At 58.5% G+C, this 14,573-nt stretch carries 12 protein-coding genes; 8 read left to right on the forward strand and 4 right to left on the reverse strand.

Annotation, left to right across the window (positions count from 1 at the left end; genetic code table 11):
• Window positions 1-151: 151 nt before the first annotated feature.
• Entirely contained in the window at window positions 152-739 is a 588-nt protein-coding gene (locus G5149_RS00505; protein ID WP_421211090.1) for a tetratricopeptide repeat protein, read from the reverse strand.
• 173 nt (window positions 740-912) lie between these two features.
• Between G5149_RS00505 and G5149_RS00510 the strand changes: the two genes are divergently transcribed.
• Window positions 913-1,968, forward strand: coding sequence for a PA0069 family radical SAM protein (locus tag G5149_RS00510; protein WP_337072215.1), 1,056 nt, complete (start codon window positions 913-915; stop codon window positions 1,966-1,968).
• A gap of 171 nt (window positions 1,969-2,139) precedes the next feature.
• On the opposite strand, the gene G5149_RS00515 is transcribed toward G5149_RS00510, so the two are convergent.
• Window positions 2,140-2,295 carry a hypothetical protein gene (locus G5149_RS00515; RefSeq protein ID WP_019445149.1) on the reverse strand — a complete coding sequence of 52 codons (156 nt, stop codon included), beginning with the start codon at window positions 2,293-2,295 and terminating at the stop codon, window positions 2,140-2,142.
• A 262-nt stretch (window positions 2,296-2,557) separates the two neighbouring features.
• Here G5149_RS00515 and G5149_RS00520 point away from each other — a divergent pair, with 262 nt between their 5' ends.
• Entirely contained in the window at window positions 2,558-3,955 is a 1,398-nt protein-coding gene (locus G5149_RS00520; RefSeq protein ID WP_421211093.1) for an alpha-amylase family protein, read from the forward strand.
• Between the two features lie 107 nt (window positions 3,956-4,062).
• On the opposite strand, the gene gyrA is transcribed toward G5149_RS00520, so the two are convergent.
• Entirely contained in the window at window positions 4,063-6,810 is a 2,748-nt protein-coding gene (gyrA, locus tag G5149_RS00525) for a DNA topoisomerase (ATP-hydrolyzing) subunit A (RefSeq protein WP_421211095.1), read from the reverse strand.
• A gap of 198 nt (window positions 6,811-7,008) precedes the next feature.
• Here gyrA and ubiG point away from each other — a divergent pair, with 198 nt between their 5' ends.
• From ubiG to yfaE, 5 genes are all read left to right on the forward strand, one after another.
• Window positions 7,009-7,725, forward strand: a complete 717-nt coding sequence (gene ubiG / locus G5149_RS00530) for a bifunctional 2-polyprenyl-6-hydroxyphenol methylase/3-demethylubiquinol 3-O-methyltransferase UbiG (RefSeq protein ID WP_069554821.1) — start codon at window positions 7,009-7,011, stop codon at window positions 7,723-7,725.
• Window positions 7,725-8,420 carry an HAD family hydrolase gene (locus tag G5149_RS00535; RefSeq protein WP_421211097.1) on the forward strand — a complete coding sequence of 232 codons (696 nt, stop codon included), beginning with the start codon at window positions 7,725-7,727 and terminating at the stop codon, window positions 8,418-8,420. The genes ubiG and G5149_RS00535 overlap by 1 nt, the downstream gene beginning before the upstream one ends.
• A gap of 621 nt (window positions 8,421-9,041) precedes the next feature.
• Window positions 9,042-11,309, forward strand: coding sequence for a class 1a ribonucleoside-diphosphate reductase subunit alpha (gene nrdA / locus G5149_RS00540; RefSeq protein ID WP_323908400.1), 2,268 nt, complete (start codon window positions 9,042-9,044; stop codon window positions 11,307-11,309).
• Window positions 11,310-11,389: 80 nt separating this feature from the next.
• Window positions 11,390-12,523 carry a class Ia ribonucleoside-diphosphate reductase subunit beta gene (nrdB, locus tag G5149_RS00545; RefSeq protein WP_005336708.1) on the forward strand — a complete coding sequence of 378 codons (1,134 nt, stop codon included), beginning with the start codon at window positions 11,390-11,392 and terminating at the stop codon, window positions 12,521-12,523.
• Window positions 12,520-12,843: a class I ribonucleotide reductase maintenance protein YfaE gene (gene yfaE, locus G5149_RS00550; RefSeq protein ID WP_421211099.1), complete on the forward strand. Its 324-nt coding sequence runs from the start codon at window positions 12,520-12,522 to the stop codon at window positions 12,841-12,843. The genes nrdB and yfaE overlap by 4 nt, the downstream gene beginning before the upstream one ends.
• Before the next feature lie 118 nt (window positions 12,844-12,961).
• Here yfaE and mltA read toward each other — a convergent pair whose 3' ends face one another.
• Window positions 12,962-14,113 carry a murein transglycosylase A gene (gene mltA / locus G5149_RS00555; protein WP_421211101.1) on the reverse strand — a complete coding sequence of 384 codons (1,152 nt, stop codon included), beginning with the start codon at window positions 14,111-14,113 and terminating at the stop codon, window positions 12,962-12,964.
• Between the two features lie 150 nt (window positions 14,114-14,263).
• On the opposite strand from mltA, the gene G5149_RS00560 reads away from it, so the two are divergent.
• A complete protein-coding gene (locus tag G5149_RS00560) occupies window positions 14,264-14,515 on the forward strand; it encodes a DUF1289 domain-containing protein (protein WP_421211103.1) in 252 nt (83 codons plus the stop codon).
• Window positions 14,516-14,573: the final 58 nt, after the last annotated feature.

The raw sequence follows: 14,573 nt of genomic DNA on the forward strand, positions 1-14,573 counted from the left end.
GTTCTCCACAGCACTTTGCGAAGACGGCCTGACACGTAAACCACATGTCTAACGTGACAAACCAAGCCAAAACGGCCCCATGCTACCAGAAGTCGGGCGTGCTGTATCGGATTTGCAGATATTTTCTACAGTCAAATGAGTCGCCTGCCGACTATTCGCCAAGCAGGGATTGCCAGTTGAAGTCAAAGTCACTGCTCCCCTCCTCTGCCAGCGCCAGCTCTTGCAGCACCTGAAGCGCCAGTTTGTTGCCCTTTTGAGCCGCCTGATAGAGCCACTGCTTCCCCTGCGAGAGATCGACACGCCCGCTCGCCCCCATCAGATGGAGCACCCCGACTTTCAGCATCGCCGGCACATCGCCATTGCGGGCGGCAAGATCCATCCAGTGAAAGGCTTCGCGCAGATCCCGCTTCACCCCGGCGCCACGCAAATAGGCATCCGCCAACCGGTATTGGCCAAAGGGATCGCCCGCCTGCGCCGACTGACGATAGAGCATGATGGCCCGATTGATATCCTGCTCGCTCCCCTGCCCCACTTCATGACTCCAGCCCATCAGAGCCTGCGCCCTTGGTTGCCCTTGCTCGGCCAGCGGCGACCAGATCCGGGTCGCCTCATCAAAGTGACCGGTACGCCAGGCACGGTTGGCGGCAGCCATCTCCTGCTCGGTGGAGAGCGGAAGCAGACGCCAGATAACCAGCGCAAGCAGACCGATAAACAGCCAACGGGAAGTGGTGGGGCTCATGATGATTTCCGTGATCCAGTTCTCATTTCGTCTATGTAAACGAAATGTAGCGCCGCAATCAAGCAAGAGATCCCTGCAACAGCCCTTTTTGCACCCGGTCGCTCAGCAGTTGTTGTCATTTATCCGGGGTACCGGCAAAATGACTGTATGTATGAACAGTGTCGGTGCACACCATGGCAGGACGAGGCAGCCCCTACAATATCGATCACCGTTTTAGCGGTCCCCTTGTCGAGGCGGTCGATGACGGCTGGCAATCGTCCGATTGGGATGCCGCCTTCACCCCCTCTGTGCCTGGCACCGAGGTGCGGGAGATCGGTGCACGCAGCATCATCAGCTACAACAGCTCACCGGATGTCCCCTTTGGTCGCTCCATCAACCCCTATCAGGGATGCGAACACGGCTGCATCTACTGCTATGCCAGACCCAGCCATGCCTATCTGGAGCTCTCCCCCGGCCTCGATTTCGAGAGCAAGCTGTTTGCCAAACGCAATGCAGCCGACCTGCTGCGCCGAGAGTTTGCCAAACCTGCCTATCAGCCACAGACCATCGTCATTGGCGCCAATACCGATCCCTATCAACCCATCGAACAGCGCTATCGCCTGACCCGGCAGTTGCTGGAAGTGATGCTGGCCCACCGCCATCCGGTCGGGCTCATTACCAAGAGCGCCATGATCTTGCGCGACCTCGATCTGTTGACCGAGCTGGCCAGAGAGGGACTGTGTCAGGTGATGGTGTCGGTGACGACCTTGAACGAAACCCTGCGCCGACAGCTGGAGCCCCGCGCCAGCACGGGTGCAGGCCGCTTGAAAGTGATCGAGAAGCTGGCCAACGCTGGCGTGCAGGTGGGGGTACTGGCCGCCCCCATGATCCCGCGGCTCAATGAACCGGAGCTGGAGCAGATCATCAAATCGGCGGCCGAGGCAGGCGCCAGTTGCGCCGATTACATTCTGCTGCGCCTGCCCCACGAGCTGGCGCCGCTATTTGGTGACTGGCTCGATACTCACTATCCGGGCCAGAAGGAGGCTATTTTGAATCAGTTGCGAGCCAGCCGCGGTGGCGGGCTCAACAGTACCGCCTTCGGTACCCGCATGCGCGGTGAGGGGCACTTTGCCGATCTGCTGGCCCAGCGCTTTCGCCTTATCAGCAAACGCCTCGATCTGGGCAAACGCCATATTCAGCTCAGGCTGGATGGGTTTATCCGCCCCGGGGAGCAGCTGTCGCTCTTCTAATCCCCCTGTTCACGCCCTTCACACATCAAGCACAAAGCCCTTGCTTGCCAAGAGGTTGAGAGGAAAGACTGCCGCGACACATCCTGTGGAAACCCCGCGTTTCAGAATTTTCCAACGAAGTAGCCATGTCGCGACAAGAAAGCGCTATTCGGTAAAGAGAGGGCTAATGCCTTAGCCTGCGCGCTGATCCCGCCCCTGCTGCACCATTTCAACCGGTAGTCGCGAGGGTTCATGAGCCACTTCGTGCTCATCCTCTTCATACTGCGCCACCTCTGACTCGCCCCATACCCGGCTCCACCAAATTTCCCACGTGATCCAACTGGTCATATGCAGCTCCTGACGGTGAAGGTGATGGCAACAACGCACCACTCGCCCGGCAGGATAGCGACTGGGAATGACAGGGAAATGACAAAAAAACCACTTGTAAAAAGGCAACTGGCCGTGACAAGGAAAAGCCGAAATAGCTCACATAATCGGCGAAATCATCCTGAAAGCGGTCACAAATCTGCAGGTTGTGGATTGCAGCACATCCTGTTCCCGCCAAAGCTGGGTTGCCCATTCAGGCATCTATAAAAACAGGGACACAATAATGAAACACACAGCGGGAATATGGGCGATCGCAGGCATGCTGATCGCCCCCTTGGCGCACGCCGACGTCATACTGCACGCCTTCAACTGGAAATACAGTGAAGTGACCGCCAAAGCCGACCTTATCAAGTCGGCCGGTTACAAACAGGTACTCATCTCACCGCCTCTCAAATCATCAGGCAACGAGTGGTGGGCCCGTTACCAGCCGCAAGATCTGCGTCTTGTCGACTCACCCCTTGGCAACAAACAGGATCTCGAGCAGCTGATCGCCGTCATGAAGGCGCGGGGTATCGCCGTCTATGCCGATGTGGTGCTCAACCACATGGCCAACGAAAGCTGGAAACGCCAGGACCTCAACTATCCCGGCAACGAGCTGCTGCAAAGCTACGCCAGCAACCCGGCCTATTTCGAGCGCCAGAAACTGTTTGGCGATCTGGGACAAAACTTCCTCTCCGGTCGGGATTTTCATCCCGAAGGGTGCATCAGCGACTGGAGCGATCCGGGTCATGTCCAGTATTGGCGTCTCTGTGGCGGTGCCGGTGACAAGGGGTTGCCGGATCTGGATCCCAACAACTGGGTGGTAAGCCAGCAACAGGCCTATCTCAAGGCGCTCAAGGGGATGGGGATCAAGGGTTTTCGGGTCGATGCGGTCAAACACATGAGCGATTACCAGATCAATGCCGTGTTCACCCCCGAGATCAAACAGGGGATGCACGTGTTTGGCGAGGTGATCACCACTGGGGGGGCTGGCAGCACCGATTACGAGCGCTTCCTCAAACCCTACCTCGACAGCAGCGGTCAGGGAGCCTATGACTTTCCGCTGTTTGCCTCCCTGCGCGGTGCCTTCAGTTACGGTGGCAGCATGAACCTGCTGGCGGATCCGGGCGCCTATGGTCAGGCGCTGCCGGGCAGTCGTGCCGTCACCTTTGCCGTGACCCACGACATCCCCACCAACGACGGCTTCCGCTATCAGATCTTAAGCCAGACTGACGAGAAGCTGGCCTATGCCTATTTGCTCGGCCGCGATGGTGGCTCGCCGCTGGTCTATTCGGATCACGGCGAGACCCAGGCCAAGGATGGACTGCGCTGGCAGGATTACTACCAGCGCGCCGATCTCAAGGGGATGATCCGCTTCCACAATGCGGTGCAGGGTCAACCCATGCAGTTGATCGGCAGCGGTGACTGCTTCGTGCTGTTCAAACGGGGCAAACAGGGGCTGGTCGGCATCAATAAGTGCGACTATGAGCAGGAGTATTGGCTTGATACCGCCAAATTCGAGATGAACTGGTATCGCAACTATCGTGACGTGCTCGACCAAGGGGCCGTAGTCAACGTGCAGAGCCAGTGGGTACGGGTCGCCATTCCCGCCCGCAGCGCCAGAATGTGGCTGCAGGAGTGATCCAGCCGTAAGATCAGCGGAGAGTCATAAAAAGCAGACAAATAAAAAGAGCGACCACCAGGGTCGCTCTTTTTGCTCAGAGACGTTGCTCGGGTAACTGATGACGATTACTCGTCGCCCGCTTCCCCTGCATCGACCGCATCAGTGCCGGTCGCGGTATCGGCACCTTCAGATACCTCACCGTCAACAGCCAGTGCGTCGTTCTCGTCTTCGTCGCTCTCGGCGATGCGCTGCAGGCCAACCACGGTCTCGTCTTCACCGGTACGGATCAGACGGACACCGCCGGTGTTACGGCCAATGACGCTCACCTCGGCAACACGGGTACGCACCAGGGTGCCGCCGTTGGTGATCAGCATGATCTGGTCGGTATCTTCGACCTGGATCGCATCGATCACCTTGCCATTGCGCTCATCCACCTTGATGGAGATAACGCCTTGGGTACCACGGCTCTTGGTCGGGTATTCGGCCAACGCAGTCCGCTTGCCGTAACCGTTCTCGGTGGCGGTGAGGATGGCACCTTCGCCGCGCGGAACGATGAGGGAAACCACCTTGTCACCGGCGCCCAGCTTGATGCCACGGACACCGGCTGCGGTACGACCCATGGGACGCACACCCTTGAAGGTACCCTTGCTTTCGGTGCCTTCGCCGTTGTCGCTGCCATCATCGTCATTGCCAGCATCGTCGTCGGTTTCAACGTCATCGCTGACATCGGCATCAGCGCGACCGCTGCCTTCGGCGAAGCGAACGACTTTGCCCGCGTCGGAGAAGAGCATGATCTCGTTGCTGCCATCGGTGATATCCACCCCGATCAGCTCATCACCCTCTTTGAGGTTGATGGCGCGGATACCGGAGGAGAGCGGACGGCTGAAGTCAGAGAGGCTGGTCTTCTTCACGGTACCGTTGGCGGTGGCGAAGAACACATACTTCTCGGCGTCATATTCCTTCACCGGCAGGATAGCGGTGATACGCTCACCCTCATCAAGCGGCAGCAGGTTGATGATCGGACGACCACGGGCGCCACGGGACGCCTCCGGCAGCTGATACACCTTGAGCCAGTAGACCTTGCCACGGGTGGAGAAGCACAGAATGGTGTCGTGGGTGTTGGCCACCAGCAGACGCTCAACAAAGTCCTCTTCCTTGATCCGGGTGGCTGACTTGCCACGACCACCGCGGCGCTGGGCCTCGTAGTCGGAGAGCGGCTGATACTTCACGTAACCCTGGTGAGACAGGGTCACCACCACGTCTTCCGGAGTGATCAGATCTTCGATGTTGATCTCGGCACTGGACATGCTGATCTCGGTGCGACGCTCGTCGCCGTACTGCTCGCGCACGGCCAGCAGTTCGTCGCGGATCACTTCCATCAAGCGAACCGGGCTCGCCAGGATGTGCAGCAACTCGGCGATGAGATCCAGCAGAGATTGGTACTCTTCCAGGATCTTCTCGTGCTCGAGGCCGGTCAGCTTGTGCAGACGCAGGTCAAGGATGGCCTGGGCTTGCTGTTCGGTCAGGAAGTATTGACCTTCACGGATACCGAACTCTGGCTCCAGCCACTCTGGCCGTGCCGCGTCGTCGCCCGCTTTTTCCAGCATGGCGGCCACGTTGCCGAGTTCCCAGCCCTTGGCAACCAGGCCCGCTTTCGCGTCGGCCGGGGTCGCGCTGTGGCGGATCAGCTCGATGATGGGATCGATGTTGGCCAGCGCAACCGCCAGACCTTCCAAAATGTGTGCCCGATCCCGCGCCTTGCGCAGTTCGAACACGGTCCGGCGAGTCACCACTTCACGGCGGTGCAGCAGGAACGCATCCAGGATCTCTTTAAGGTTCATCACCTTGGGCTGGTTGTTATCGAGCGCCACCATGTTGATGCCGAACGTGGTCTGCATCTGGGTGTGCTTGTAGAGATTGTTCAGCACAATCTCGCCGGACTCGCCGCGCTTGATCTCGATAACGATGCGCATGCCGTCTTTGTCAGACTCATCGCGCAGGGCACTGATGCCCTCGATCTTCTTCTCTTTGACCAGCTCGGCAATCTTCTCGATCAGTCGAGCCTTGTTCACCTGATAGGGGATCTCGTGAACGATGATGGTCTCGCGACTGGTCTTCTCGTCCACTTCCACTTCAGCTTTGGCCCGCACATAGATGGAGCCACGACCGGTACGGTACGCCTGCACGATGCCGGAACGACCGTTGATAATGCCGCCGGTGGGGAAATCCGGGCCGGTGATGTAGGTCATCAGCTCGTCAATGGTGAGGTCGCCGTTTTCGATCAGCGCCAGACAGCCATTGACAATCTCGGTGAGGTTGTGAGGCGGAATGTTGGTCGCCATGCCCACCGCGATACCGGAGGAGCCGTTGACCAGCAGGTTGGGAACCTTGGTAGGCATGACAGCCGGGATCATCTCGGTGCCGTCATAGTTCGGCACCCAGTCCACGGTCTCTTTGTCCAGATCAGCCAGCAGCTCGTGGGAGATGCGGGCCATCCGCACTTCGGTATAACGCATCGCCGCGGCGCTGTCGCCGTCGACTGAACCGAAGTTGCCCTGACCATCGACCAGCATGTAACGCATGGAGAAATCCTGCGCCATCCGGACAATGGTGTCATACACAGCGCTATCGCCGTGCGGGTGATATTTACCGATTACGTCACCGACCACACGGGCCGATTTTTTATAGGGCTTGTTCCAGTCGTTCCCCAACTCGTTCATAGCAAACAGAACGCGGCGGTGAACCGGTTTCAAGCCATCACGCACATCCGGCAGAGCTCGTCCTACGATCACGCTCATGGCGTAATCAAGATAGGAACTCTTGAGCTCTTCTTCGATGTTGACCGGCGTGATCTCTCTGGCCAGATCGCTCATAGAAAGCCTTATCCCTAATTAGTTGTTCTTTGGCTTAAACAGCGCGACATGGTAACACACTGAGCCAAATACCTTAAGCCACAAATCGGGTATCAGATCGGGCTGGTGTGACAAAGTCCGTCCGTTATAATGCCCGCCAGGACAATAGATTGCGCCCATGACTCAGATGCGGGCGCCCTGCCACAGGATCTTCGAAAAATGAACAGTGATGCCAATGTCGATCTGACAGAAATCGCCAAGTTTGAAGCCATCGCCTCCCGCTGGTGGGACATGGAGGGTGAATTCAAACCCCTGCATCAAATCAATCCGGTGCGCCTTGACTGGATCACCGACAAAAGTGGCGGTCTGTTTGGCAAGCGCATGCTCGATATCGGATGTGGTGGCGGCATCCTCTCCGAGAGCATGGCCCGCCGTGGTGCCAAGGTCACCGGCATCGACATGGGCAAGGAACCTCTCGGCGTCGCCCGCCTGCACGCCCTGGAGCAGGGTGTTGAGCTCGAATATCGCCAGATCACTGCCGAAGCCCATGCCGCCGAAGTACCGGGCCAGTATGACGTGGTCACCTGCATGGAGATGCTGGAGCATGTGCCGGACCCCGCCTCCGTGTTGCGCGCCATCGCGACTCTGGTACGCCCGGGCGGCCGAGTGTTCGTCTCCACCATCAACCGCAACCCCAAATCCTATCTGATGATGATCATCGGGGCCGAATACCTGATGAAGATGGTGCCCAAGGGTACCCACGATCACAAAAAATTCATCACCCCGGCCGAACTGTGTCGCATGGGTGAAGCCGCGGGCCTGCTGGTGCGGGATATGAGCGGTGTGCACTATGCACCGCTCTCCAACAGTTTCAAGCTCGGCAAAAATGTCGACGTCAACTATATGGTGGAGTTTGTCCGCCCGGAGCAAGGTTGATGAGCGCCTCTCACCCTCTGCCCCTGCACGGTGTGCTGTTCGATCTGGACGGCACCCTGCTCGACACGGCCCCGGATCTGGGGGCCGCCGTCAACCACGTGCTGATCAGCGAAGGCTTTGCGCCGCTCTCTGACGATATTATTCGTCAGACCACCTCCCACGGGGCGCTCGGGCTGCTGAAAGCGGGCCTCGGCGACGAACTGCTTGAAGAGCTGGGGGCCACCCGCCTGCGCAATGCCCTGCTCGACTACTACGCGGCCAATCTCTGCGTCGGTACCCGTCCCTATGAGGGAATGGTGGATCTTATCGAGTGGCTCGACGAGAAACAGCTCCCCTGGGGCATCGTCACCAACAAGCCGGGCTTTCTCACCGAGCCACTGCTGGCAGCCCTGCCACAGCTTGCCAGCTGCGGCGTCACCGTCAGTGCCGATACCCTGCCAGTACGCAAGCCCGACCCCGCCCCCATGTTCTTTGCCTGTGAGAAGCTGGGGGTCGAGGCGGCTCACTGCCTCTATGTGGGGGATCATGTGCGGGATATCGAAGCGGGCCGCAATGCTGGGATGCGCACCGCCGTCGCTGGTTGGGGGTATCTCAATGATGAGGAAGACCCCGCCCAGTGGGGCGCTGATCTGCAGTTTGATACCGTGCAAGCCCTGCACCACTGGCTGCGCTATGAGTTGACGGCCAAGGTGTAACGGCAGCCTTACCGGCTGACATGTGATAACGGGGTGGAGAGACTCTCCGCCCCCTGAATCTCTTCCTTTACGCTCCCGCGTCCTGCGCCACCGTCACTCCTCTATTGATGGATAATAAAGGCAACTTACCGCCTGTTGGATACCCATTTGACAAGCTCATAGCCGTCACAAAGCGGCCACAACACCCCATCGTCTGATGCAAAGCCCTTGCCACGCTGAGCCCGCGGCTAGAACAACTGGACAGCTTTTGACCCTTATTGCATAAGGGATAATCAGCCGCCGTTTGCTAGTAAAAAGCACCCTGTTCCGCAAGCAAAAAAAGTTATTTAAATTTTCCATCTTCGATCGGGAGGCTTGCATTTGACGAAGCGGACGAATGAAAACCCGCTCACTGTGAGCGGTCACTAACTGAGGTGGCAAGACTCACAATTTATCCACAGCTCGTCACTTATCCACACATTGCAATGGTGGGCTGACCTCACTATCTTGTAGCTCGAACTTAAAATAACACTACATCTTGTGATTCATCGCACAATCTCTACCCAATACCTGCACATCGCCGGGCAAGGGTGGTGTCATTGTGCGATGGTTTTTCGGGAATCAACTAAAGGTCATCAGCCAATGAACTTGTTTGTGACGAAGCGTAACGGACACAAAGAACCCATCGATCTGGATAAAATTCACCGCGTGCTGGACTGGGCCGCCGAGGGTCTGGACAACGTGTCGGTCTCTCAGGTGGAACTCAAGTCCCACATCCAGTTCTATGACGGTATCCGTACCGCAGACATTCACGAAACCATCATCAAGGCGACGGCTGACCTCATCTCCGAGCAGACCCCGGACTACCAGTACATGGCCGCCCGTCTGGCCATCTTCCACCTGCGCAAGAAGGCCTACGGCCAGTTCGAACCGCCCCACCTCTACCAGCACGTGGCTCGTCTGGTGGACATGGGCAAGTACGACAAACACCTGCTGGAAGACTACACCCAGGCTGAATTCGAAGAGCTGAACGCGCACATGGATCACTGGCGCGACATGAACTTCTCCTACGCGGCGGTCAAGCAGCTGGAAGGCAAGTATCTGGTACAAAACCGTGTCACCGGCGAGATCTACGAGAGCCCGCAGTTCCTCTACATCCTGGTAGCGGCCTGCCTCTTCTCCAAGTACCCGAAAGATACCCGTCTGGACTACATCAAGCGCTTCTATGATGCGGTCTCTACCTTCAAGATCTCCCTGCCGACCCCGATCATGAGCGGCGTGCGCACCCCGACCCGTCAGTTCAGCTCCTGCGTACTGATCGAGTGCGACGACAGCCTGGACTCCATCAACGCCACCGCCAGCTCCATCGTGCGTTACGTTTCCCAGCGCGCCGGTATCGGCATCAACGCTGGGCGCATCCGCGGTCTGGGCAGCCCTATCCGTGGCGGCGAAGCGTTCCACACCGGTTGCATCCCCTTCTACAAATACTTCCAGACTGCCGTGAAGTGCTGCTCCCAGGGCGGCGTGCGCGGCGGTGCGGCCACCCTGTTCTACCCGCTGTGGCACACCGAAGTGGAAAGCCTGCTGGTACTGAAGAATAACCGCGGCGTGGAAGAGAACCGTGTTCGTCACATGGACTACGGCGTGCAGATCAACAAGCTGATGTACCAGCGCCTCATCAAGGGCGGTGACATCACTCTGTTCTCCCCGTCCGATGCGCCGGGTCTGTACGATGCCTTCTTCGCCGATCAGGACAAGTTCGAAGAGCTCTACGTCAAGTACGAGCAGGATCCGGCCATTCGCAAGAAGACCCTGAAAGCGGTAGACCTCTTCTCCCTGATGATGCAGGAGCGTGCCGGTACAGGTCGCATCTACATCCAGAACGTCGATCACTGCAACACCCACAGCCCGTTTGATCCGAGCGTGGCGCCAGTGCGCCAGTCCAACCTCTGCCTCGAGATTGCGCTGCCGACCAAGCCGCTCAACAACATCGACGACGAGAACGGCGAGATCGCCCTGTGTACCCTCTCCGCCTTCAACCTGGGTGCTATCGAGAAGCTGGAAGATCTGGAAGAGATGGCCGATCTGGCCGTACGCGCCCTCGATGCCCTGCTCGACTATCAGGACTACCCGATTGCCGCCGCCAAGAAGGGCAGCATGGGTCGTCGTACTCTGGGGATCGGCGTCATCAACTACGCCTACTACCTGGCCAAGAACGGTGCCCGCTACTCTGACGGCTCAGGTCTGGCCCTGACTCACCGTACCTTCGAGGCCATTCAGTACTACCTGCTGAAAGCCTCCGTGCAGCTGGCCCGCGAGTTCGGCCCCTGCCCGCTGTTTGGCGAGACCACTTATGCCCAGGGCATCCTGCCCATCGACACCTACAAGAAGGATCTGGATGCACTGTGCAACGAGCCGCTGCATCTGGATTGGGAAAGCCTGCGCGAAGAGATCAAATCCGTGGGCTTGCGCAACTCCACCCTGACCGCCCTGATGCCGAGCGAGACCTCCAGCCAGATCTCCAACGCCACCAACGGCATCGAGCCGCCGCGCGGTCTGGTTTCGGTCAAGGCGTCCAAAGACGGCATTCTCAAACAGGTGGTGCCCGAGTATGATCGCCTGAAAGATCAATACGAACTGCTCTGGAAGCAACCGAGCGTTGACGGCTACCTGCAGCTGGTCGGTATCATGCAGAAGTTTGTGGATCAGGCGATCTCCGCCAACACCAACTACGATCCGGCCCGTTTCGAAGGCAACAAGGTGCCGATGAAGCAGCTGCTGAAGGACTTGCTGACCGCCTACAAATACGGCCTCAAGACCCTCTACTATCACAACACCCGTGATGGTGCAGACGACACCCAGACCGACCTGCAAGATGACGGTTGTGCTGGCGGGGCTTGCAAAATCTAAGTCACGGCAAGAACTGATAACCGGGCGGGAGCATGAAGCTCCCGCTCTCCTGTTTTCTCCATACAGACATTCTGGTAACCATGGCCTATTCAACTTTCTGCCAAACCCAAAACGACCAGCTCAAAGAGCCGATGTTTTTTGGCCAATCGGTCAACGTAGCCCGTTATGATCAACAAAAGCACGAAGTGTTCGAGCGGCTGATCGAGAAGCAGCTCTCCTTCTTCTGGCGCCCGGAAGAGGTGGATGTCTCCCGTGATCGCATCGACTATCAGGCCCTGCCGCCCCACGAGCAGCACATCTTCATCTCCAACCTGAAGTACCAGACCCTGCTGGACTCCATTCAGGGTCGCAGCCCCAACGTGGCCCTGCTGCCGCTGGTCTCCATTCCGGAGCTGGAAACCTGGATCGAGACCTGGGCATTCTCCGAGACCATCCACTCTCGCTCCTACACCCATATCATCCGCAACATCGTCAACACTCCCGCCCAGGTGTTCGACGACATCGTGACCAACGAGCAGATCTTGAAGCGCGCCGGCTCCATCAGCCACTTCTACGACGACCTGATCGAAGCGACCGCCCTCTACAACCTGCATGGTGAAGGGACCCACACCGTCGCTGGCCGCGAAGTGACCATCACATTGCGCGAGCTCAAGAAGAAACTTTATCTGTGCCTGATGAGCGTCAACGCGCTGGAAGCAATTCGCTTCTACGTCAGCTTCGCCTGCTCCTTTGCCTTCGCCGAGCGTGAACTGATGGAAGGCAACGCCAAGATCATCAAGATGATCGCCCGCGACGAAGCGCTGCACCTCACCGGCACCCAACACATGCTGAACCTGATGCGCACCGGCCAGGATGACCCGGAGATGGCCGAGATCGCCGCCGAGTGCGAACAGGCCTGCTTCGAGATCTTCAAGGAAGCGGCCATTCAGGAGAAAGAGTGGGCCGAGTACCTGTTCCAGGACGGCTCCATGATCGGCTTGAACAAGGACATCCTCTGCCAGTACGTGGAGTACATCACCAACCTGCGCATGAGTGCGGTCGGCCTGCAGCCAGCCTTTGCCGGCACCAAGCAAAACCCGATCCCCTGGATCAACACCTGGCTGTCATCCGACAACGTGCAGGTCGCCCCGCAAGAGGTAGAGGTCAGCTCCTATCTGGTCGGTCAGATCGACAGCGAAGTCAATGCCGACGACCTGGGTGATTTCGAGCTGTGAGTGACGCCACCAACACGCTGATCCCTGCCCCGCACGCACCTGCCGAACAGCATGCGGTCGTGGCACCACGGGTACATACCCGGGATGGTGCCGTGCTGCACGCCCATCCCGGCGAAAGCGTGTTGGAGACCCTGGAGCGCCATGGTCATCATGTGGAGTTCCAGTGTCGCAGCGGATATTGCGGCGCCTGCCGCACTCCACTGATGGCTGGCAAGGTGCACTATCCTTCGGTGCCGCTGGCATTCGTCGCCCAGGGGGAGTGCCTCCCCTGCTGCTGCAAACCGGTCGGCGCCATCCGGCTGGATATCCAGAAGAGCTGACGCAGCCACAGACTGGCAACTCGCACAAAATAGAAAGCCGCCGGAGCAATCCGGCGGCTTTTTTTGTCTCTTCACATTGCTAGGGCGCGCGATGACAGACGCCCAACCCATCAGAGGATTACAACCAGGGGGCGGCAGTCGGCCCATGGTGCAGGCCCAGCTTCCAGACCCGGCCAAAGTGCTTGTAGTGACCGGCTGCGACGCCAGCCTTCTCACCCATACCGTGGTAGAGATCGAGGTGGCCCTTCTTCACTGCCCCGCCCACATCCAGCGCAATCAACAAGCGCAGCTGGTGCTTGCCGGTCCAGTTGCCCTCTTTATCGAGCAAGGGAACTTCGGCGAGGATCGGCGTCCCCATCGGCAACAGGGTCTTGTCGGCGGCAACAGCCGCCAGCGGCAGCAGCGGGATACCGGCCGCGCCGATCACATCATTGGTGGGTCGACGCTCGAAGAAGACATAGGAGGGGTTCTGCTCCACCAGCTCCTTGACGCTCTCCTCTGGTTGACGGTTGGCCCACTCCTTGATGGCCTTCATCGACATCTGCTCTTTGGGCACTTCACCGCGATCGATTAACACCCGGCCGATACTGACGTAACCGTGACCGTTCTTGCCGCTGTAGCCCAGATATTGCAGCCGATCGTCATCCCCGTAGTGGACAAAGCCCGAACCCTGCACATCCATCAGGAAGTTGTCGATAAGGGATTTGCTGTAACCCAGCTCCAGCCCGCGGTTGGCCAAGGCCCCCTGATGGATCTCGGCCCGGGTCGGACAGCGACCGCCACATTTGGGCATGGCATAGATGGGATATTTATACTTGGCATCCGGGCGGTGGCGCACCTCCAGCACCGGCGAGTAGTAACCGGTAAAGAGCACGTTACCCATGCGATCGGCGCCACCCAGCTGAGCCAGGCTGATACCGTAACGGGTGATGTCGGCAGGATTGCCGCCGCCCGCCACCCAGCGGGAGAGCTGGTGATAGAGCTCGCCATAACGGCGGGTCATCTTGCCGGAGCGCTCCAATACCAGTCTGCTTTGCGGGCCAAACTTGCTGTAGTCGGCACGCGCACGGCTATTGACCCGCTCCACCCTCACCAGATCCTCTGGCAGGGTCCCGTCCAGATACTGCTTGCCCAGATTTTCCGGCACCTCGCAGTTAAGAAAGCATCTGTTGTCGGTCTGCTTTTTGGGCATTTCTGCTTTGTCAGAGTTGCCCGCACAACCGGCTAGTCCCAGCACTGCGGCGGTCAGCCAGTACGCGTGTTTGTTCATATGTCCTCATATAACGCCAAGAGCCATGCTCGGCGGGGAAGATGCCAAATTTGCAGGGGGAAAGCAAACGACATCAATCACTTGAAGCAGGATTTCTCCAAAGGGGATCCGCTGGGTTATAACAAGGTGACAGGATGTGCGAGGTGATAAATGGAACAGCTCGAAATATTCCCGCTGCAGAGCCCCTGCATCGGGGTCTGCGAAGTGAACAACAAAGGCTACTGCAAGGGGTGCCTGCGCAATCGCGAAGAGCGTTTCAACTGGCTCACCATGACCCCTGCCCAGCAACAAGAGGTGATGCGCCTGTGCCGCAACCGCAAGGCGCGGGTCGACGCCGCCCGCCGCAAGGCACAGGAAGTAGCCCAATCCGAGCTGCCAGAACAACCAGGTTGGGACTTTTAACCACTCCCTATTCTTCCCCTCACAGGTTACCTATCCTCCCGACAAAACAAAAAGCGGC

Source organism: Aeromonas sp. 600479, from assembly GCF_049175515.1.
In the GTDB taxonomy this organism is placed as follows: domain Bacteria; phylum Pseudomonadota; class Gammaproteobacteria; order Enterobacterales; family Aeromonadaceae; genus Aeromonas; species Aeromonas veronii_A.

What these genes read in the sequence shown, in the direction of transcription:
- gyrA (WP_421211095.1), bottom strand. Translation starts at nt 6,810, where the DNA reads ATGAGCGATCTGGCCAGAGAGATCACGCCGGTCAACATCGAAGAAGAG.
- ubiG (WP_069554821.1), top strand. Translation starts at nt 7,009, where the DNA reads ATGAACAGTGATGCCAATGTCGATCTGACAGAAATCGCCAAGTTTGAA.
- mltA (WP_421211101.1), bottom strand. Translation starts at nt 14,113, where the DNA reads ATGAACAAACACGCGTACTGGCTGACCGCCGCAGTGCTGGGACTAGCC.
- G5149_RS00535 (WP_421211097.1), top strand. Translation starts at nt 7,725, where the DNA reads ATGAGCGCCTCTCACCCTCTGCCCCTGCACGGTGTGCTGTTCGATCTG.
- G5149_RS00505 (WP_421211090.1), bottom strand. Translation starts at nt 739, where the DNA reads ATGAGCCCCACCACTTCCCGTTGGCTGTTTATCGGTCTGCTTGCGCTG.
- G5149_RS00510 (WP_337072215.1), top strand. Translation starts at nt 913, where the DNA reads ATGGCAGGACGAGGCAGCCCCTACAATATCGATCACCGTTTTAGCGGT.
- G5149_RS00560 (WP_421211103.1), top strand. Translation starts at nt 14,264, where the DNA reads ATGGAACAGCTCGAAATATTCCCGCTGCAGAGCCCCTGCATCGGGGTC.
- G5149_RS00520 (WP_421211093.1), top strand. Translation starts at nt 2,558, where the DNA reads ATGAAACACACAGCGGGAATATGGGCGATCGCAGGCATGCTGATCGCC.
- nrdB (WP_005336708.1), top strand. Translation starts at nt 11,390, where the DNA reads ATGGCCTATTCAACTTTCTGCCAAACCCAAAACGACCAGCTCAAAGAG.
- nrdA (WP_323908400.1), top strand. Translation starts at nt 9,042, where the DNA reads ATGAACTTGTTTGTGACGAAGCGTAACGGACACAAAGAACCCATCGAT.
- G5149_RS00515 (WP_019445149.1), bottom strand. Translation starts at nt 2,295, where the DNA reads ATGACCAGTTGGATCACGTGGGAAATTTGGTGGAGCCGGGTATGGGGC.